General features: G+C 68.5%; 10 protein-coding genes, 1 pseudogene and 3 CRISPR repeat arrays (1 of these 14 cut by a window edge). Of the genes and pseudogenes, 8 read left to right on the top strand and 3 right to left on the bottom strand.

Going from position 1 to position 20,107, the window contains the following annotated elements; genetic code table 11:
* Nucleotides 1-367: a CRISPR direct-repeat array (repeat unit 30 nt; unit sequence GGGACCATCCCCGCGTGCGCGGGGAGCAGA) (it extends 28 nt beyond the left edge of the window).
* 901 nt (nt 368-1,268) lie between these two features.
* Nucleotides 1,269-4,349, bottom strand: coding sequence for a CRISPR-associated helicase/endonuclease Cas3 (locus tag BLW86_RS40165; RefSeq protein ID WP_093879245.1), 3,081 nt, complete (start codon nt 4,347-4,349; stop codon nt 1,269-1,271).
* Here BLW86_RS40165 and BLW86_RS40170 point away from each other — a divergent pair.
* From BLW86_RS40170 to BLW86_RS40190, 5 genes are read left to right on the top strand one after another with little or no spacing between them, the layout of a single operon-like run.
* Nucleotides 4,318-5,874 (top strand): type I-E CRISPR-associated protein Cse1/CasA, encoded by a 1,557-nt coding sequence (locus tag BLW86_RS40170; RefSeq protein WP_093879331.1) that lies wholly within the window; start codon nt 4,318-4,320, stop codon nt 5,872-5,874. The genes BLW86_RS40165 and BLW86_RS40170 overlap by 32 nt on opposite strands.
* Nucleotides 5,871-6,401 (top strand): type I-E CRISPR-associated protein Cse2/CasB, encoded by a 531-nt coding sequence (casB, locus tag BLW86_RS40175; protein WP_093879246.1) that lies wholly within the window; start codon nt 5,871-5,873, stop codon nt 6,399-6,401. Before BLW86_RS40170 ends, casB begins: the two co-directional genes overlap by 4 nt.
* Nucleotides 6,398-7,786, top strand: coding sequence for a type I-E CRISPR-associated protein Cas7/Cse4/CasC (locus tag BLW86_RS40180; RefSeq protein ID WP_093879247.1), 1,389 nt, complete (start codon nt 6,398-6,400; stop codon nt 7,784-7,786). Before casB ends, BLW86_RS40180 begins: the two co-directional genes overlap by 4 nt.
* A complete protein-coding gene (gene cas5e / locus BLW86_RS40185; RefSeq protein WP_256341785.1) occupies nt 7,783-8,619 on the top strand; it encodes a type I-E CRISPR-associated protein Cas5/CasD in 837 nt (278 codons plus the stop codon). The genes BLW86_RS40180 and cas5e overlap by 4 nt, the downstream gene beginning before the upstream one ends.
* The gene (locus BLW86_RS40190) at nt 8,616-9,341 is read left to right on the top strand and encodes a type I-E CRISPR-associated protein Cas6/Cse3/CasE (RefSeq protein WP_256341786.1); all 726 of its coding nucleotides are present in this window, start codon (nt 8,616-8,618) and stop codon (nt 9,339-9,341) included. Before cas5e ends, BLW86_RS40190 begins: the two co-directional genes overlap by 4 nt.
* 1,411 nt (nt 9,342-10,752) lie before the next feature.
* Here BLW86_RS40190 and BLW86_RS40195 read toward each other — a convergent pair.
* Together BLW86_RS40195 and BLW86_RS40200 are read right to left on the bottom strand one after the other, a co-directional pair.
* Nucleotides 10,753-12,102 (bottom strand): endonuclease domain-containing protein, encoded by a 1,350-nt coding sequence (locus BLW86_RS40195; protein WP_093879249.1) that lies wholly within the window; start codon nt 12,100-12,102, stop codon nt 10,753-10,755.
* A 307-nt stretch (nt 12,103-12,409) separates the two neighbouring features.
* Entirely contained in the window at nt 12,410-12,952 is a 543-nt protein-coding gene (locus BLW86_RS40200; RefSeq protein WP_177181998.1) for a GNAT family N-acetyltransferase, read from the bottom strand.
* 78 nt (nt 12,953-13,030) lie between these two features.
* Between BLW86_RS40200 and BLW86_RS40205 the strand changes: the two are divergent.
* From BLW86_RS40205 to BLW86_RS42495, 3 genes and pseudogenes are all read left to right on the top strand, one after another.
* Nucleotides 13,031-13,962, top strand: a pseudogene (locus tag BLW86_RS40205) (IS5 family transposase).
* Nucleotides 13,963-14,192: 230 nt separating this feature from the next.
* Nucleotides 14,193-15,136: direct repeats of the CRISPR family, unit length 29 nt; unit sequence CTGCTCCCCGCGCACGCGGGGATGGTCCC.
* An 11-nt stretch (nt 15,137-15,147) separates the two neighbouring features.
* Nucleotides 15,148-16,031: direct repeats of the CRISPR family, unit length 29 nt; unit sequence CTGCTCCCCGCGCACGCGGGGATGGTCCC.
* A gap of 176 nt (nt 16,032-16,207) precedes the next feature.
* Nucleotides 16,208-16,762: a Uma2 family endonuclease gene (locus BLW86_RS40210; RefSeq protein ID WP_093879251.1), complete on the top strand. Its 555-nt coding sequence runs from the start codon at nt 16,208-16,210 to the stop codon at nt 16,760-16,762.
* A gap of 1,280 nt (nt 16,763-18,042) precedes the next feature.
* Complete coding sequence (locus BLW86_RS42495) at nt 18,043-19,920, top strand: hypothetical protein (RefSeq protein ID WP_177181999.1); 1,878 nt, start codon at nt 18,043-18,045, stop codon at nt 19,918-19,920.
* Nucleotides 19,921-20,107 lie beyond the last annotated feature (187 nt).

Here is a 20,107-nt window from a genome sequence, read left to right on the forward strand (position 1 = left end):
GTCGTTCCAGTTCGTCGAGCCTGTGGCTGACGCGGGACCATCCCCGCGTGCGCGGGGAGCAGAGTTCGCCGCCGTCTTTCCAGCCCGCGAACTTGGGACCATCCCCGCGTGCGCGGGGAGCAGACGCACACCTCGCGCAGTGCGGTGGGAACCGAGGGGCCATCCCCGCGGGTGCGGGGAGCAGATGCTGGCGCTTCCCAGGTGCCAGAGTTGCGGGGGACCATCCCCGCGCAAGCAGGGAGCAGTCAAGGCCGAGCGCCAGCTTCGCCTGGACCTCGGGGCCATCCCCGCAGGGGCGGGGAGTAGGACACCGACATCATCGCGGATGCGTTCAAGGAGGGGCCATCCCCATGCGAGCAGGGAGCAGGGAGCAGGGAGCAGGGAGCAGGGAGCAGGGAGCAGCTCAGATGATCGGCGCCACGATCCCTGAGCCCGGGACCATCCCTGCGCGAGCAGGGAGCAGTCGGTACCGCCCGCGAGGTCCTCGGCGGTCTTGGGGCCATCCCCACGCAGGCGGGGAGCAGATCTTCTCCTCCTTCCACGTGCTGACTCGGATGGGGCCATCCCCACTCAAGCGGGAAGCAGCTCGATCAGCTCCTGGTCGTAGCCGATCTCCCGGTGCCATCCCCGCGCAGGCAGGGAGCAGGCACACACGAGCCAGGAGCGCCCCATCATGGCAGGAGCATCTCCGCGGGTGCGGTGAGCAGGCCTTGATGAAGAAGTGGTCCGTGCATGGGGAAGGGGCCATCCCAGCGGGTACCGGGAGCAGACAGTAACCCCGCGCGAACGGGGACCAGACCCGCCTGAAGGTAAAGGCCGCAGCGTACAAGGGACCATCCCCGCGTGCACGGGGAGCAGGCCTACATCGCCTCCGGTGGTGCACCTAGCGGGGGTCCATCCCCGCCTGCGCGGGAGCAGAGCAACCGGGCCCCGACCACAGATCACTGGTGGGGACCATCCCCGTGTGCGCGGGGAGCAGCAGTGCTCGAAGTGCAGGTAGACCTCGGCCTTGGGTGCATTCCTGCGAGCGCCGGAAACAGATCCGCTCCGGTCAGGCGATGGGTGAGACAGCCTGTGACTGTCCATATTGCTGGAGAGCCAAAGGTGTTGCCGGGCGGTACGTGCCGCCCGGTTGGGCGGCACGTGATCCCCACGGCGGTGGGGCTGAAGGCCAGAATCTATGAACTCTTGGCCTATCTCCGGCTGGACCGGAGGTGAGAAACGATAGCGGCAGGAACGTTCGCTCGAGGCTGTGTCCTTGTGGGGACTCACCTGGACAGTCCAGTGGACGGGTGGAGGGTCAGGCCGAGGGGGCCGCTGATACAGGTGCCATCGGCGGGGTCGAACAGGGCGACGTTCATATATTTGAGCGCGGGTGCGGGGTGTACCGGCCATGTCTCGGGGGCGGGCAGGGACGTCTTCTGTCGGGTGAACCAGTGTGCTGGGATGGCCAGGGTGTTGAGGAGCAAGTCTTTTTGCTGTTGCTTGCGGGCGGGGCTGTCGGGGGTGTGGCGTGCGAGGTCGGCTCGGAGGGTGCCTTCCTGGTCGTACGTGAGGGTTCCGTCGGTCTGGCGGTAAAGGGCTACGGCTTCGATCGACGGGTCACCGAGCCGGGAGACGGCCCTAATCCCTTCGATGCCATCGTCGTCGCCGTCTCCGTGGGCGTCGCCGGAGACGAGGCCGCTGACGGGTGTCGGCTTTCCTTTGCGGGTGAAGGGCTTGAGCGCGCGGATGTCGCACTGGGCCTGTTCGTCGGCGAGTTGGCTCTGCCAGCTCGCCCATGTCCGGTCGAGGATCTCGCCGAGGGCTCCGTCTGCCATCTGGCGGGGGCCGTAGACGGCTTCGATCAGGTCGGTGGTGTGGGTGGGTGTGACGATGCGGACAGTGCCGTCGGCACGGGTCCGCAGTTTCAGGGCATGCCAGGAGGCGATGAGGGTGTACGGGGCGTAGACGTATCCGTCGAGGTTGCCGGTGGGCCGGCCTTCCTTCGGATTCGGGGGTTCGACGAGCGGGAGGCCGTCGGGACCTTCCTGGAGAAGGAGGGTCATGCGGGCTTTGTGGGCCCAAGAGGGCCGGTAGGGGTCGTTCACGGTGTGGCGGTGCTGGCGGCCTCGGCGCTGGATGAGGAGGTCGATCGGTGCGAGGTCGGTGTAAATGCGGTCGAAGTCAATGTCGAGGCTCTGTTCGACGACCTGGGTGGCGATGACGAGGAAACGGTGTGGCCGGTTGGGGTTGGGGCGTTGGGGGTCTTCGTCCGGGCCGAGGAGGTTCTTGAGGCGTTCCTCGACGGGGAGACGGAAGCGCGGGAGGGTGCGTCCGTGGAGCAGGATGATGTTGTCGGGTCGCCAGCCGTTCGCGGCCGCGCGCCGCAGGGCAGTGGTGTAGAGCTCGACGGCGCTGTCGACGCGGTTGCGCAGCACCAGGGTGATGCCGGCGCCGGCGGCCTCCTGCATGACGTGGTCGGCCAGTTCCTGGGCACCTGGGTCGGGGAGGAAGGCGATGCGGGTGCGGAGTTTGGGCATCTTGATGCCGCTGCCGGTGCGGGTAATGGAGCCGTGTTCGTCGACGATGGTGATCGGGCCGGTCTGGCCCGCGTCCGAAGGGGCGGTGCGGTGGCCCGCGCACCACGCGTCGGTGAGTGCTGTGCGGGCGGCGGCGGGCAGGGTGGCGGAAAGGACGACGACGGAGGATCCGGCGTCGGCGAGCCACCGCAGGACGGCCGCGAGAAGGCCTTGCTGGTAGAGCTCGTAGGCGTGGGCCTCGTCGATGATGACGGTCTTGGTGGCCAGGCCGAGGAAGCGCAGCATCCAGTGGCGGCTGGGCAGAGCAGCGAGGACGACCTGATCGACGGTCCCGACGGCGAACTGGGCGATCAGCCCGAGGCAGCGCCGGAGGTACCAGGGGCTGAGCACGGCGTGGGACGTGGCAGGGCTGGTACCTGGTCCGGTGTCAGGGGTGGTGATGAAGTCCTCGAGGCTGTCGAGTGCGGCTTGTCCTGGTGCGCGTCCGGCGTCGAGGAGGTCGTGGACGAAGTCGGTGGCCTGGGCAGTGGAGTGGACGACTGCGAGCATCGCGGAGTCCTGGCTGTTCAGGGCGTGCTGCATGAATCGGGCGGTCTCGCGCGCGGCCTGGTTGGTGGCGGCTCTGGTCGGCATGGCCAGGTAGAGGCCTTGGTATCCGCAGGTCACGGCCAGGTGGTGGGCGCAGGCGAGGGCGAGGCGGGTTTTTCCTGAGCCGGTGTCGGATTCGATGATGATCAGGGCGGGGCCGGTTGCGGGAAGGGCGGCCATGGCGGCGGTCTGGAAGCTGCGGGGGATGGTTCCCGGGTAGAGGGCTTCCCAGGTGGTGGGTTTGGCCTGCCAGGCGTCCAGGCCCAGAGCGTCTGTGGCTGTGCGGGCTTGAGTGAGGGAGGTCTGCCACCAGGTCGTCGTGCTGTCGGAGAGGTTGCGGTAGGTGAAGCGGGTGTCGTCCGAGGCGATCCAGTCGGCAAGGATCACCAGGCCGGCGAAGATCGGGAGCACGGCGGGGCGTTCGGGCCGTACGAGGAGCGGCAGGGTGGTGAGGTCGGCGCCGATCAGCGCGGCGGCCTCCTCGACGAGTTCGGTGTAGATGGGCAGCCACAGGCCGGTGTCGGCGGCCATGGGGGCGCGCTCGACGGTTGCGTGGCTGGGAATGTGCCCGTGGTGTCCTCCGAGGAGGTTTGCAACGTCGTGCAGGCCTGTGTGGCAGGGGCCTGTGCCTCCGCAGTTCTCGCCCGGGCAGCCGAGGAGGCGGGGCAGGTGGAAGGCGGTGATGTGCTCGTGGCGTACGGAGGGCTCGGCGTCGAGGCGGTCGGCGAGGGGCAGGCCGGCGGCGCGGGCCTGCTTCTCCCAGGTGGTACGCGCCTGGCGCAGGTAGGCGCCGTCCCAGGGATTTTGACCGAACTGGCGCAGGAAGCAGCTTGATCCCTTGCCAAGGTCGTGCAGGCCGGCCAGCAGCATCACGATCGTCCTGGCAGTGACGGGGTCTTTTTCTGCGAAGGCTTCGGTCAGCCGGGCCCTGATGGTGGGGGGCAGGTACCGGTCCCACAACTGGCCGACGACGGCCGCGACGTCGAGGACGTGTGCGAGCAGCGAGTTCCAGGCGGGGCCGCCCATTCGGCGGCTGGTTCCTCGCTGATCGGTCTTTGCCCAGATGAACTGATGAGGCCTCAGGAAATTTTCCTGACTTTGAGTCACGAGGGTTCTCCTTCCTGTAATGTCTCGCGCCGTCAGCCTCAGCCGAACAGAGTGCATAGGTTCGGAAGCTTTCCGACCTCCATGAAAGAGGGCAGACACCATGCGGTGGGAACCGCGCGTCCAAGCATGCATCCCGACACTGACAACGGGCTCTGACCAGCAAGAACTCAAGCTGAACCTGCCTGACACCTTCCGGCGGGCCGATGAGATCAGCGCTGTCTACGGTGACAGCCCCGGCGAGACAGCCGCAGTGATCGAGTGGCTGCTCGGCCTGATCTACGCAGCCGACGCCTATCCCGAGACCACCGACGAGTGGAAGCAGTATGTGGAGAACCGCGCCCCACTCGACGAGGTCGCCGCCTGGATCGAGAAGCATCCGGGCTGCTGGGACCTGTTCGACTCCGAACAGCCCCTCGGACAGAACCCCGCCCTACACCCGCACCTCGACACGTACGGCGTCGGACCCGCCCAGCTCTTCGTCGAACGGGTCGGGGACTATAACCAGTTCTTCGACCACCACCACCTGCACCACCCCGAACCCGTCCCGGCCGACGCTGCATGGCGCGCCATGCTGGTCCAGCACGCCTTCGCCATCGGCATGCGCGGCAGGATCAAAGCCAGCGCCATGGGACTGCCCGGCACCTTCACCAACCTCGGGACGAACCGGCTGGCCTCACGGCTGCGGGTCATCGCCCGCCCGGCCTGGGACGGAGCGACCCTCGGCGATCTTCTGCGCCTCAACACCACTCCCTGGCCGCGCGACCCCGGCCCCCTCAACCTGACATGGCGCCAGGAGCTGCCGCAGCGCCGTGATTTCACCCAGCCCGGCCCCCGGCAGGCGCGTACCCCTCAGGGGCCTGCGGATCTGCACACCGTCCTGGGCCGCTCCATCGCCCTGCGGCCGGCCCTTCTTGCGGACGGAACCGCCGGAGTCGACAGGGTCCTCATCGGCGCCGGCGAGACCCTGGCCCCGCTGCCGGCCGAGTACCTGCAGGACGCCGTCACCCACACGGGCCCAGGTGGCGTCAAGCGCCTTCTGGGACCCTCCGCCAACCGTGACCTGTGGCGCGAGTCCGAAGCCTTGTATGCCGCCGTCGCCGACCGGGACAAGGGCACCGACCTCTACGGGCGGATCGCGACACTCCACGGCCGCCGCATCCACCTGTGGACCGTCGGCCTCCTGGCCACCCAGGGCAAGCCGATCACCTGGGTCACCGACGAGTTCCCCTACGTACCTGGCCGCGAAGCACCCCTCCGGCACGCAGCCGAAACAGGCTCAGCCATCTGCGAGTACGCAGCCCGCGCCCTCTACCTCGCCGCGTCCACCGCCCGCGACATCGCCTACCCCAACCCCAAACCGGACGACAAGAAGGCCCAGATCGCCCGCTTCAACGGCGAACCCGAGATGTGGGCGGGTGCCGCGGACCACTTCCACGTCCTGCTCGACCAGGTCACCGCTGGCCAGGACACCACCGGCGCTCTCGACGAGTTCGGAAGCGCCATCCGGGCCTTGAGCATCCAGAGCCTGAACGACCGTCTCATCAGCCTTTCCGGCGGCACCACCGGTCTCGAGGCCCGCGTCACGGCCCAGAGCCGCCTGGAGAAGCTGCTCGATCACAGCAAAGCGCCCGTCCACCTCAAGGAAGCCGCCGCATGACCCAGCCCGCCGCCGAGCATCCCCCCAGCGCGCAATTCACCGGGTGGCTCGCAGGACTCGTCCGCTCCCGCAACGTCGGGGCCCTGGCCGCGCTCCGCCGCCCGCAGCCCCTCCCCCGCCTCGAACCGCACTACCAGGCCGCCTCCTTCGCCCCCGTGCCGGAGCAGGAGCAGTACTACCAGCTCACCGCTTTCCTCTTCGCCCGCTACCACGCCGGCGCCACCAGCCCCCATTACGGATACGGCGACGTCGGCGCCGCACTGCGCCGCATCGGTAACGGACTCACCCGAGGCCCCCAGGACCCCGGCGCCAAACGGCTCCTGACCCGCATCACCGCCTCCCGCGAAGTCCCCGCCCGCCACCTGCAGCACGTCATCGACCGGGCCCGCTCCTGCGGCACCGCACCACCCGCCTGGGAACTCCTGCCCGACGACCTCGCCCGCTGGCAGCAACGCGGCCGCCCCGTCGCCGATGCCTGGGGCAAGTCCTTCTACACCCCCACCTACCCGAACAGGAACCCGAAGTGACCGCTCTCTCCCACACCGCCGCCACCGACCTGCTCAGCGGTGACCAGTTCCTCTCCCTCCACCTCCTGGAGACCTTCACCGCCGCCCTTCCCGTCAGGGATGAGAACGGGATGCCCAAGGCCTTCAGGTACGGCGGCGACCTGCGCACCATGATCACCTCGCAGTCCCGGCGCCGCGCTGAACGCACCTACAGCCGCGAACGCGCCAACAACGGCCAAGGTGCCCTCGCCGGATACACCATGGGCATCCGCACCCGCGAATGGGCCAAGCAGACCGCCGACGCCCTCACCAGCCTCCACGGCTGGGACAAGACCCGGGCACTGGAAACCTCAAAAGCCCTCCTCACAGGCGTCGGCTTGAAGTTCGGCACAAAGCCCAACACCCAGAACCTGACCCAGGTCCTCCTCTTCGCCCCCGAAGACGCCGGCCGGTCCATCGCCGCCTACGTCCGCGCCAACGAGGAAACGACCGCCGCCTGGGTGAGCGAATACCTCCAGGCCAAGGCGGCCCAGACCGCCGCGGAGGCCACGAAGAAGGAGAAGGCCGCCGCCGCCCGGAAAGCGAAGAAGGACGGCACCCCCGTACCGGAGAACCCCGCCGATACCGGCGCCGACGACACCGGCGAGAACCTGCCCAAGCTTCCCAAGGAGATCCGCGAGGCCGTCCTCACCGCCCTCGCCCCCCGCGACGCCATCGACATCGCCCTCTACGGGCGCTTCCTCGCCGAGATCGCCGACTCCCCCAACGTCGACGGCGCCATCCAGACCGCCCACGCCTTCACCGTCCATGCCGCAGAACACATTGACGATTTCTATGCCGCCGCCGACGACGCCAAGCTCCACCGCAAGGAGCACGCCCTGGACTTCCTGGACGTCGCTGACGACGCAGGCGCCGGCATGACGGGCTACCAGTCCCTGATCACCGGCACCTTCTACCGGCACGCCACCCTCGACCGCTACAAGATCCGCCTCAACCTCCTGGCAGCCGGCATGAAGCCGAACGAGGCCCAGACCGCCGCCGAAGCAGCCGAACGCGAATTCGTCGAAGCCTTCACCAACGCCGTCCCCCACGCCAAGAAGAACACCACCGCCTCCACCGGCGTCCTACCCAAGCTCGTCCTCGCCTTCACCGGCAAGCGCCCCTTCAACTACGCCGGCGCCTTCGAAAAGCCCATCGACGAGACCACCGACGGCCCCGCCTCCCTCGCCGCCGCCGACCGCCTCCTCAAGCAGCACGCCCTCGTCCTGCGCAAGCGCACCGACATCTCCCCCGCCCGCGTGCTCACCTACGACCTCGACGTCCAGCACCTCGTCGACCAGCACATCAGCGCCGGCACCCTGCCCGGCACCGAAGCAGACAGCGCACAGGAGCTGACCAGCTCGTGACCTCCGTCCTCCTCATGCGCCTGGCCTCCCCTCTCCAGTCCTGGGGGGCCCTCGCCCGCTTCGACCGCCGCGACACCCAGCCACGACCCACCAAATCAGCCGTCGTCGGACTCATCGCAGCCGCCCTGGGCCACGACCGCACCGATGACCTCGGCCCCCTCACCAGCCTGCGCTTCGCCACCCGCGCCGACCGCCCCGGCACCGCCCTGCGCGACTTCCACATCGTCGGCGGCGGAAACTACCCCCTGCGCCCCCGCGACCTCATCACCGACCACCGCCGCGCCGCCAAAGCCGCCGCAGCACTCGACCAGGCAACCGGCCCCGCCTTCGGGCACCTGCCCGCCCAATCAGTCACCCACTGGTACGGCGCACCCAAAGAAATCGCCCCCGACCCCGACCTGGGCACCCTCGTCGCCGGCAACACCACACGCGACGCCATGATGACCACCCGCTGGTACCTCGCCGACGCCGCCTTCGTCGCCGCCGTCCAGCATCCCGACCAGGCACTCCTGAACCGCATCAGCCACGCCCTCGAACACCCCGCACGCCTCCTCTGGCTCGGCCGTAAATCCTGCCCACCCACCGGAACCATTTCCGGCGGCGTGCACACCGGCACCCTCGAGACCGTCCTGAACACCACCGCCCTCCTGCCCAACGCCACCACCACACGCCCCTGGGCCTGGTTCGAAGCCACCAACGGAACCCACGGAGCCATTCAGACCCGTGACCAGCCCGTCACCTTCCACCCTGAGCACCGCACCCATGCTCCCCGGTGGGAGACACGCACCCGCCTGACCCCCGAGCCGACCATCGAATGGGACATCATCCCGTGACCACCAGCCGCCTGATCACCTGCCACAGCATCCTCCAGCTCGACCTGAACCACCCCCACGCCGCAACTGCCCTCACCGACGCCCACCAGATGCACCGCACTGTCATGGCCGGCTTCAAGAACTGGGTACCCGACGGCGAACGCGACGCCCGCGCCCAGCTCGGCGTCCTTTCCACCTGGTCCGCCGACCTCAAGACCAACACCCTCCTCATCGTCGTGCAGTCCCGCGTCCGACCCGACTGGTCCCCCCTCCCCCGCACCGCACTCCGCCAGCCCGCCGACGTACGCAACATCGACCTGCCCATCACCACCGGCGACCGCTACACCTTCCGCACCGTCGTCAACCCCGTCCGCGCCGTCCGACCCACAAACACCCCCGGCACCACCCACCCCAGAGGCCCCTCCAAGCGCCTCCCCCACGTCCGGCCCGACCACGTCCGCCGCTGGTTCGAAGCACGACTCCACCCCACAGACACCACACAGCACCAAAACCACGAAACCGGACACATCGGCGCCGACGCAGACCGCGCAACCCTCGCGATCCGCATGCTCCCACCCGTCGAATCCGACCACCACAAAGGCCTCAAAATCAGCCGCGCCGAAATCCGCGGCACCCTCACCGTCACCCACCCCACAAACTTCACCCACACCCTGACCAACGGCCTCGGAAAAGCCCGCGCCTACTCCTGCGGCCTCGTCCTCACCAGACCCACCAGCAGCTGACCACCCACCAGGAAACCCATCGCAGACGAACCAAAGGAAATCCCGGCAAGCAGGGCACGCAAAAGAGCAGGACCTGCCGTGCTGCGACCAGACAGCACGGCAGAAACCAACCCCACAAACGCAGCAAACAAGACAAGCAACCGGCGTCCTCGAAGAACCGGCCAAGGCGCAGATAGGAAACAGTTCCACCTCACCCGCCGCCTCCCCATCCAGGACCACCCCCACGCAAGCAGAGAGCAGACGACCACACCGTCACCGCCGCAAGGCTCAACGGGGTCCATCCCCGGGCGAGCGGGGAGCAGACGCACGGCGGGAGCGTAGGTCCACCGAAGGAGGTCCATCCCCGCGGGTGCGGGGATAGTCCCGTAGATACAGCATCACCCAGCGATAGTCTGTACTGCTCCCCGCGTACGCGGGGATGGTCCCCAGCGCACCCGGCTGGATGTCGCCCGCGCCATCTGCTTCCCGCGCACGCGGGGATGGTCCCCTCTGGCGGTTCTCGTACATGTGGGAGCCGGACTGCTCCCCGCGCACGCGGGGATGGTCCCGTCACCTGATCGAACGGCACGTCGACCAGAGTCTGCTCCCCGCGCACGCGGGGATGGTCCCGTCATCAGGGCGATCCCGCAGAGCGGCATCTGCTGCTCCCCGCGCACGCGGGGATGGTCCCACCACCAGGTAGGTCAGGAACTGCGTTGCGATCTGCTCCCCGCGCACACGGGGATGGTCCCACCGAGTACACCCCGGCCGAGGTCACCAAGCTCTGTTCCCCGCGCACGCGGGGATGGTCCCACGGCGGCCTGCGCTCCGTACGCGGGCCTCATCTGCTCCCCGCGCACGCGGGGATGGTCCCCCGCTGTGCCAGTCCTGCCGGGCCGACGTGCTCTGCTCCCCGCGCACGCGGGGATGGTCCCCAGCGGGACACCCGCCGGCGCTTGGGGGTCTTCTGCTCCCGCGCACGCGGGGATGGTCCCGGCATGCAGGCCGCGCTCGTCGGCTTCCCCGCCTGCTCCTCGCGCACGCGGGGATGGTCCCCACCCGCCAGGCCTCGCGCGGCCCGTCTGCTGCTGCTCCCCGCGCACGCAGGGATGGTCCCCAGCAGCCGAAGGATGACCGGCGTGCCCGCGGCTGCTCCCCGCGCACGCGGGGATGGTCCCAACCTCGTGGTCATCTGCGGCCCTCGGCTGTCCTGCTCCCCGCACATGCGGGGATGGTCCTACGCCCTTCCCTGCTTGTCCGTACAGAAGGCCCTGCTCCCTGCGCACGCGGGGATAGTCCCCCGGCTCTGGCCGACGCCATCGCCGACAAGCTCTGCTCCCCGCGCACGCGGGGGTGGTCCCCGGCGTCACCGTTACCACCCTCGGCGCTCCCCCGCTCCCGCGGAGGTGGGGAGAAGGTTGGCATTCTGTCGTCAGAACAGTCCCTGATCTTCCTTGCTGGTGTCTGCGATGACGGGTCGGAATTGGGTAGGGAGGTCGTCCAGACGGTCGGGGCCGGCCGCGGCGGCCACGGTAGGGGCAGTCTCCGCCAGCCAGATACGGAACTGTTCGGCGGCTTGGCGGTAGGGGATTTGCGCCAGGTCCCGGTGTTCGCCGGAGGGACAGAAGTCAACTTTGATGGTGAGCAGGCAGGTGTGTGGGGCGTGGTGGCTACCGGTCCAGGACACGCGGAGGGTGCCGCAGGGTTTGCGGCCGCGGGAGCTGTGGGTGTCGCGGTGGGTGGGGCGCAGGGGGCAGCAGGCGGTGTGGGCGGTCCATGCGGCGAGGTGGGGCAGAGGCAGGGTGGTGCGGGTGCGGCAGCCGGGGCAGCGGTGCCAGTGGTGTAGCCAGTGGTGGGCGTGGGTGGTGAACAGGCGTGTGTAGCGGTCGGTAACGCGGATGTCGTTGGGGTAGAGGTGGTCGGGGCGCTCTTGGGTGTTGCAGGACTGGCACAGGGGTGCGCGGACATAGCCGTGTTCGTGGCAGTGGTCCAGGACGGCGGCGGGGGCTGTGTGGCATACGGCACAGATCCATCCGGCCACTTTGCGGGAAGTGTCGGGTTTTCTGCTGAGCACTGAATACAGCAGGCCTTTGAGTTCCTCGTTGTACGGGCGCAGGCGGGCGGCCGGGGGATCGGGCCTTGTTGTCTGCCGGCTGCCGGGGGGAGTCTGCCTGCGAGGAGGGCGCGGTCTGGTGGGCCCTGCGGTCTCCGGACCGGTCCGTGCCGTTTGCAGCCATCGTCTTTCGGCATGCTCTGCCGCGTCCAGCGCCCTGACCACAGAGCGTGGCAGCCACCACGTGCGTCCTGCGCGGTCACGGTCTTGTTCTACGAGTATTCGCCGCCAGTCGAGCCCCGCCAGATGAACCGTGCGGACACCTTCGTCTCGCACCGCCTGCCCGGGCAGGGTCGGCTCCTGCAGTTCACGGACGATGCGCCGACGCCATCCCAGCAGCACTCCCCCACCAGGTTCCTGCTTCGGCACACCGCCGAAGGGACCGATACGGACCAGATCCTCAAGGTCCACCTGTATCGCGCACAGCTCCGCTGCGGCCTGGCGTACCTCACTCTCCGAAACGCTCCACCGGCCGTCACCCGCCTTCACCGTCATCACCACACGGCTGCCGAGCAGGACATAACCCGCCCGGACACTGACGGGAGGGCTGACAAACACTGTGGAAGCCGTCGGGACAGCGCTATCAGCTGTGAGGTCGGCCCACAGAGCATCCGCAGCCTGCACCCTGATCAGATCGCCCGCGCGACCTGGAATGACATGTCCCGACACACCCACAGGCTATCGACACACTCCGCGAACCCACCGACGTCCGAGTTCCCCAGGCAGGTAGAAAGGACGAGAGCTCCGGTACATCCACCTCTGAGATCTACGGCTCACCCCCACGGCGTGGGGGTGCTCCAACTCTCTTCCAGGCAGCCCGTCCGCCGCGTACGGGGCGGTTCTCGGGGCTGAGGAGCGGTTACCGGTGTGCCGTTGTGGATCGTGACGGCCCGGGCGGGTTCAGGGCCCGTTACCTGTCAGGACCACTGGTTGTACTGGGATCCGTCCGCCTGGAAACTAGGACTTGTCCGGGCGATCACGAAGTTGTCGGCGGCAGATTCTTCATAAGGACGATGCTGTCGTAATTAGTGACATCCCACCGCCAGGCGCCGATCGACTCGTAGCCTCGCCGGCGATACCAGTCGACGAGGTCTGTTGCCTGCGAGGAGGTGTCGATGACGACCTGTGTCGATCCGAGGGCAATAATGCGTGACTCCGCCAGAGCCAGCAGCCTTTGCCCGAGACCGGTGCCTCTTTGCGACGGCTCGACAGCCAGTTGCCAGAACGAGCCCCCGCCCGCCGGCGCCGGGTATCCGGCCGGGGTGGTGTGCGGAGCTGAGACGGTGACGGTGCCGACCAGTACGTCTCCGTTCATCGCGACCCAGCACTCGCCCTTGCTCAAACGGTGCTGGGTGTCCTGCGGAGATTGGTAGGAGGCGAAGAAGACCCGTCCGGCAGCAGCATGGTCCGCGTAGGCACGGTGGAGCAGAGACGTGAGCTGCTCCACCGAGTCACCGTTGCGGAAACGCCTGACCTTCGCGGTCGCGGACGGACTCGCTTCCGTCGAGTTGATGTTCACCCTGGCAGTCAAGCGCATTTCTGGGATCTGTCGAGCTCAGTCACGTGACTCCTCTTTGCTCAGGACGTTGTTTTGGGCATGGGGCGGGGTGATCTGACGGATGCCGAGTGGGAACGACTGCGGCCGTTCTTGCCGGTCAGCAACGGCCGATGCGGCAGATGGCGGGACCATAGGCAGGTGATCGACGGGATTCTGCGCCGGGTGCGGACCGGGGTGCAGTGGCGTGACCTGCCCGAACGGTTCGGACCGTGGAAAACCGTCTACGAACGCCACCGCCTATGGTCTGCCGACGGCACCTGGGAACGTCTGCTCCAACAGGTCCAGTCCGCGGCCGACGCCGCCGGCGAGATCGACTGGGACATCTCGGTCGACTCCACCATCGCCCGCGCGCATCAGCACGCGGCCGGCGCCCGCACCGACCTGCCGCCGGCCCCGGGATCAAAGGGGGGCGCAGAGGTGGAACACCAGGGCGAGACACCATGGCAGAGCCTGGTCGCCCGCCTGGTGGAGGTGGTGCGGGAGGTGAGGGCCTGGGCCGCTCGCGCGGCGGGTTCACCAGCAAGCTCCACCTGAGCGCGGACGGCCGCTGCCGCCCACTGTCCCTGATCGTCACACCAGGTCAGCGGGCCGACTGCACCCAGTTCAAGCCGGTCCTGGAGAAGATCCGAGTGCCCAGACCTGGCCTGGGCCGGCCACGCAAGAAGCCCGACAGCCTCGCGGCCGACAAGGCTTACAGCAACGGCCCCATCCGCGAGTACCTGCGACGGCGGGGAATCCGACACACCATCCCGGAGAAATCCGACAGCCAGGCGGCCCGCATACGCAAGGGCTCACGTGGCGGTCGGCCGACCGGCTTCGATGAGAATCGCTACAAGAAGCGCAACACCGTCGAGCGGGCGATCAACCAGCTCAAGCAACACCGAGCCGTGGCCACCCGCTACGACAAACGTCGCTACGTCTACCTCGGCACCGCCACCGTTGCAGCCCTCACCATCTGGCTCCGAACGTGATCGTCCGGACAAGTCCTAGCCGTGGCGCGAGACTTTCTTCCTGCAGGCCCAACAGTCCCCTCCAGCCATGTGACCATGGAAAGCATCTGACTTGGGGAGAAACGATGCATGAAGCGGGACGCAGGCACCGAGAAGCGTAGGGGTTTTGTCACGCTCTGACGGGTATGGGAAGTTCAGTGAAGATGGTTCAAATCGTTGCGTGTCCCGCAAGAACATGCAGGTCAGCGAGTCTGCTCCCCGCGCACGCGGGGATGGTCCCGTTGCTCGCGCGGCCGAGTCGCCCCGCAGCAGCTGCTCCCCGCGCACGCGGGGATGGTCCCGTGGGCTGATCTGCAGGTCGGCGGACCACCGGCTGCTCCCCGCGCACGCGGGGATGGTCCCCAGCCTCCGGCATATGCGAGAAGAGTCTGGGCCTGCTCCCCGCGCACGCGGGGATGGTCCCCTCATCACCAGCCGAGGTGAACATGCCACGCACTGCTCCCCGCGCACGCGGGGATGGTCCCCGGTGCACGGCCGCCGCGATCCGCTCGCCCGCCTGCTCCCCGCGCACGCGGGGATGGTCCCGACCCGGGCGGCGACCAGTGCGACGCGTGGTGCTGCTCCCCGCGCACGCGGGGATGGTCCCGCGGGCAGGTTCATCGACCGCAGCACGCCGTTCTGCTCCCCGCGCACGCGGGGATGGTCCCAAGGGCGACGGGGTCGCCCGGTGGGTAAAGGACTGCTCCCCGCGCACGCGGGGATGGTCCCGCCACGGTGTTCCCTGCGTCCGTCGACACCCGCTGCTCCCCGCGCACGCGGGGATGGTCCCTCCTGGGGCGTTCTGAGGGGTCCTCTTATGCACTGCTCCCCGCGCACGCGGGGATGGTCCCGCAACAGGCCCCGCCAAGGCGGGGCCCGAAGGCTGCTCCCCGCGCACGCGGGGATGGTCCCATGAGCGCTTCGCCGACGGACGTCCCGTCACCCTGCTCCCCGCGCACGCGGGGATGGTCCCGACTCCGTGGCTCGACGAAGGAAGAGCTCGAACTGCTCCCCGCGCACGCGGGGATGATCCCGCGATCAGGCGGAGGAGTCCGCCGAAGGTGGCCTGCTCCCCGCGCACGCGGGGATGGTCCCGTGCCGCTCAAGCGCGAAGCCAAGCAGCGGATCTGCTCCCCGCGCACGCGGGGATGGTCCCATGGCGTCGCTCTGCTCCCCGCGCACGCGGGGATGGTCCCGTTGGCCAGGGGATTCGTACTGACGCCGTACACTGATCCCCGCGCACGCGGGGATGGTCCCCGCTCCCGCGCCCTGCGCGCCCGTATCGCTGGTTGCTCCCCGCGCACGCGGGGATGGTCCCATCGAGCTCGGCGCGGAGGCCGCGAACCTGACCTGCTCCCCGCGCACGCAGGGATGGTCCCGCCCGAACGATGTCCTCCGATGCATGGATGGACTGCTCCCCGCGCACGCGGGGATGGTCCCTTCCGACGCCACTGGATTCCCGCGATTCAGGCCTGCTCCCCGCGCACGCGGGAATGGTCCCGAGATCCTTCAGGGTCTTCAAGGAGAAGAGGTCTGCTCCCCGCGCACACGGGGATGGTCCCAACGATCAGAAGTACTCCGACCAGCTTCCCGGCTGCTCCCCGCGCACGCGGGGATGGTCCCCAGTACGACCTGCGCCCGGCCTGTGCGTCGCTCTGCTCCCCCCGTACGCGGGGATGGTCCTGCCCTCGGGTGCCGGCACCCCGGCGGAAGGTCCTGCTCCCCGCGCACGCGGGGATGGTCCCTGGGTCTACGCGACGCTCCCGACCGGGCAGACCTGCTCCCCGCGCACGCGGGGATGGTCCCGCCTCCCGGACCAGCGGCTCGGCCTCGTCCCACCTGCTCCCCGCGCACGCGGGGATGGTCCCAAGTACGGGGGCTACACGTTCCAGGACGACCTCTGCTCCCCGCGCACGCGGGGATGGTCCCGGCCTTCCCGAGGTACTGCCGCCCCCGCATGTCTGCTCCCCGCGCACGCGGGGATGGCCCCAGGGCTACATCATGGCCATGGACCACGTCGGGCTGCTCCCCGCGCATGCGGGGATGGTCCCTAGGTCTGCTCGATGGCCGGCTGGCTGTCCGACTGCTCCCCTGCTACCAAGAGCAGGTAGCTCCCCTTAACGTTTAGCGGTAGGTACTCACGTGAGTACCTTGTACGTGGCTGCTCTAGCTTCTGTGGAGCGGGCGCCAGTACTCTCCCCGCAGGCCTTTGGACACGGGAAGCGTGATGAGCACAGCGGCTGACTACAGCAACGTCGATCCGGAACAGGCTTTGAAGTACGCCGTCCAGCACATCAGGGGTGACCGCGCCCAGATCATCGAAGGAATCATCGAGCCGGTGTCTCCTACCTGGGATCACGAAGCGGCAGCGGAAACCATCCGCGATCAGATCCGGCCGCGCGCACGGCAACTGGGATGCGTTACTGGATCCGGCAACCTGGACCTGCCCGGCTCCTCCAACTGGTTCGTTCCCGACATTGCGGTCGTCCCGGCAGCCCAGGCTAAGGGAGCCGCTGCTCTCCTGCCCGAGGACACCCTCCTTATCGTCGAGGTGACCTCGGAGTCCAACGGAGATACCGACCGCGTCGTCAAGCGCAAGCGCTACGCCGAGTACAACGCTCCGCTCTATCTCGTTATTGACCGCCAGGAGCAGAGCGTCACCCTCTTCTCGGAACCGGGAAGGCTCGGCTACACCCGCGTTGACGGACCTCACCCTTTCGGGGCCAAAATCAGAATCCCTGAACCCTTCGGTCTCGACATTGACACCAGCGAACTGGCTTGAGCTTGAGGCACTGATCATCCAGGGTGCTGAGTAGCAGTCAGCTGCCAATCGGCAGACCCTTCACCATCTCGACTCACTCTCGATCGCACCTGTGGCCCTGCTCCCACGTCGTGTACTTCATCGACGCGAGATGCCATACCGAGACCACAATGACGCGAGATGAGTAGTGATTCTCCTCAACGGTGCTTCCCTGCTCCCCGCGCATGCGGGGATGGTCCCCGCCGATCGGAGAGCCACCAGAAGTGACCGTCCTGCTCCCCGCGCACGCGGGGATGGTCCCCCGACCCTTCAGGTGGTCGGGATCGTGCCCAGCTGCTCCCCGCGCACGCAGGGATGGTCCCCTCACCCGGCCGCGGGTCACCGCCATCCGCGTCTGCTCCCCGCGCACACGGGGATAATCCCCCGATCTACGGGCAGGGCCTGACGCTGGCGTCTTGCTCCCCGCGCACGCGGGGATGGTCCCCAGTACGACCTGCGCCCGGCCTGTGCGTCGCTCTGCTCCCCCCGTACGCGGGGATGGTCCCGTGACGGCCCGCAGGATGCCGAGGGAGAACTCCTGCTCCCCGCGCACGCGGGGATGGTCCCCGGCGGGCCGTCATCTCCGTGTGGACGCTGACCTGCTCCCCGCGCACGCGGGGATGGTCCCAGCAAGTTCGGCCGTCAGGGTGGCCGAGGATCGCACCTCGCGGGCGAGCTCCGCGTTGCGCGAGGATGTAGATGGCGGTCGTCCCCCGGGGCGACCGAGGATCACAACTGGATCGTGAGCGACTTGCCCCACGTGTCCGTCAGGAATGGCGGTCACTCTTACGCGTACGTGTTGACCTCGTGCCGCCACAGGCACGGTCGCTCCGCCCCGATCGCCCCTTCTGGCAACCGGCCGTCGATCCGAGAGTCGCCCTTGACCTCATTCAGCCGCTTTTGGATCTGCGGCTTCGACGGCACCGGGACCTTCACCCGTTGCTGTACCTTCGCTTCCAGCACTTCGTGATCGACGAGTTCAGCCCGCCACCGCTAGGGCGCAGACACTTTGGCAGTGAGAGCGTAGTTGAAATCCCACCTTGCCTTGCCTGCGGGCAGAGAGTCGAGCAGTGTGCGTGTCGGCGGCCGGAACGAGTAGCAGTGGTGGCGCGTCGCGGCGACTACGTTTCCCGCATTCTGGTGCGACTCTCCGTGACGCTCATTAGGCTAAACGGCTGAAGGTGATCTACCTCTCCCCTTCCGCCCGCAGGACACTCCCCCGCAGGTGGGAGAGGTGGGCTGTGCTGGCGAAGGGGCTGGCGATGGGCGTTGACAACCGGCAGATCCAGACTGCCGTTCTGGCGGATCCCGAGTCCGATGATCCGGTGGTCTGCCCGACGGATGCTGACGAGCTCGACGAGTTCCGCGAGGAGTTTGCCGACACGACGTTCTGGTGCGGGATCCTGCTGGGCGGGTGCGGCGGCCAGCTCACTACGAGGCGGGGCAACGTCCGCGTCAGCCACTTCGCCCACTTCCCCGACCCCGACGGGCTGTTGCCCGAATGCGGCCGTCGTTCCCGGGGCGTCGCGAGCGCGGACCACCTGTACGTGCGGGCGGCCACCCAGACGTGGCTGCGCCGCCAGGGCCACACCCCGCGCTACCGCTACATCGACCGCGACGACGCCCCAGTCGGCTCTCTTGTGGAGATCGAGCTGGACGGGCGCACGCTGCTGCTGCACATGAACCCCGCGACGCCGCCCGACTGGGACGCGGCGCAGGCCGGCGACATCATCCTCGGCCCCGGCGTCCAGGTCGACCACCACACCCTGGTGCGCCGGGGCTACGTCAACCGGATCAAGTTCGTCAGCGAGGGCAACCAGCGGGTCATGATGCTCGGCACCGAGCTCCCGCACGTAGGCACCGACTGGGACTTCAAGCTGGCGGACTGCACCGTCGACGGACGCGGCCGGCTCATCACCCCCGTCGTCACCCGCGTCGAAGCCGCGCGTGCCGCCGCGGAGCGGACGCCGGTGCCGCGGCCGCGCAGCGAGAAGACCGAAGGGCCGGTGCAGATCGGCGCTCTGACCCGGCTCATCAACACCGCCGTACAGAAGAAGGAGACTGCCGCCGTCCGCCAGCTGCGGGACATCGCCCAGCTCCAGGTGCCTCGCTGCGAAGGGCAGGCGCTCGATCACCTGCAACGCGCGATCGACCACGCCAACGACTTGCTCGACGAGCAGGACCGTGTCCGCTGGCGGCTCTTCACCGGACTCGATGAGGCGGTCCGGCACGGTCACGTCTACAAGGTCACGACGCTGACCCCGCAGGTCAGAAGGTTCATCCAGGGCGACACGGTGACCACGCCGCAGGAGGCGGGCATCCTCCAGGCGGCCGACACACTCCTTCGAGGAGCACGTCAGCAGGCTGCCCAGAAACGGCGGGCTGCGGACGAACGCCGTGCGGCAGCGGTCCGGGAGCGGGAAGAACGCCGTACGGCAGAGACCGAAGAGCGCCGGAGCCGTCCCGCGGCACAGGCTCAGGAACAGCAAGCTCAGCCCGTGACGCAGGCCCAGGAGCGCAAAGCACGCAACAGGGCGCGGGGGCGGGTCCAGAGCATCAGCGGCCGTCTACGCCGTGAAAAGCTGTCCGCCCAGCAGCAGAAGCATCTCGTCGAGGAGCTGATTCTCGCAGCGAAGGAGGCCGGGGACCACCTGTCCGAGGCTGAGCAGCACAAGGTGAACGAGTGGGTGGAAAAGATCGCCGCCCCCGTAGAAGAACCGGGCACGGCCAATAAGACCTCTCCGGCCCCGCAACCACAGCCGGACGCGATCACGGAGCCCGCCAAGCTGCCAGACCGTCTCGTTCCCGCTGCGGCGGCTGTCCGCGGAGCCTTGAAGAAGGCGGCACGGGAACGGACCGCGACCAGCTGGAACCGGCTGGAACACCAGCTCGGCTCCGCGCTCCCCTCTCTCACCAACAACGAACGCGTCCAGGTGCTCGTCCAGGTCGACCGGTCCACGGCCGGCGACGAGCCGCTCCTGTCGTCCCTGCTGGCCGCAGGCGACCCGCACTTCGCCTACCAGTACTACCGGCACGTCCTCGCCGCACTGGGCCTGGACGCCCCGGACGACGACGAAGACCTGCGGGACGTCGTCGAAGCCGACGCCGAACAGGTCTTCACCGACTGGCGCTTCCGCTGAAACCGGCCGGGCGGAGCGCACGAGCTCACCCGGCTTGGCGCGGAGCGGGCGCGGCGGGCGGCACACCGGTCGTCCGGCGCGGGCTCGACGGATCGCTGCCGCACGAACGGCTGCGGCAGCCTGTCGTTGCTGGACCCGGACCTCTTCGAGTGACGCCACTACCTTGTCCTCCTGGTCCTGCTCGGCG

The sequence above is a fragment of the Streptomyces sp. TLI_105 genome (genome assembly GCF_900105415.1).
Taxonomy (GTDB): domain Bacteria; phylum Actinomycetota; class Actinomycetes; order Streptomycetales; family Streptomycetaceae; genus Streptomyces.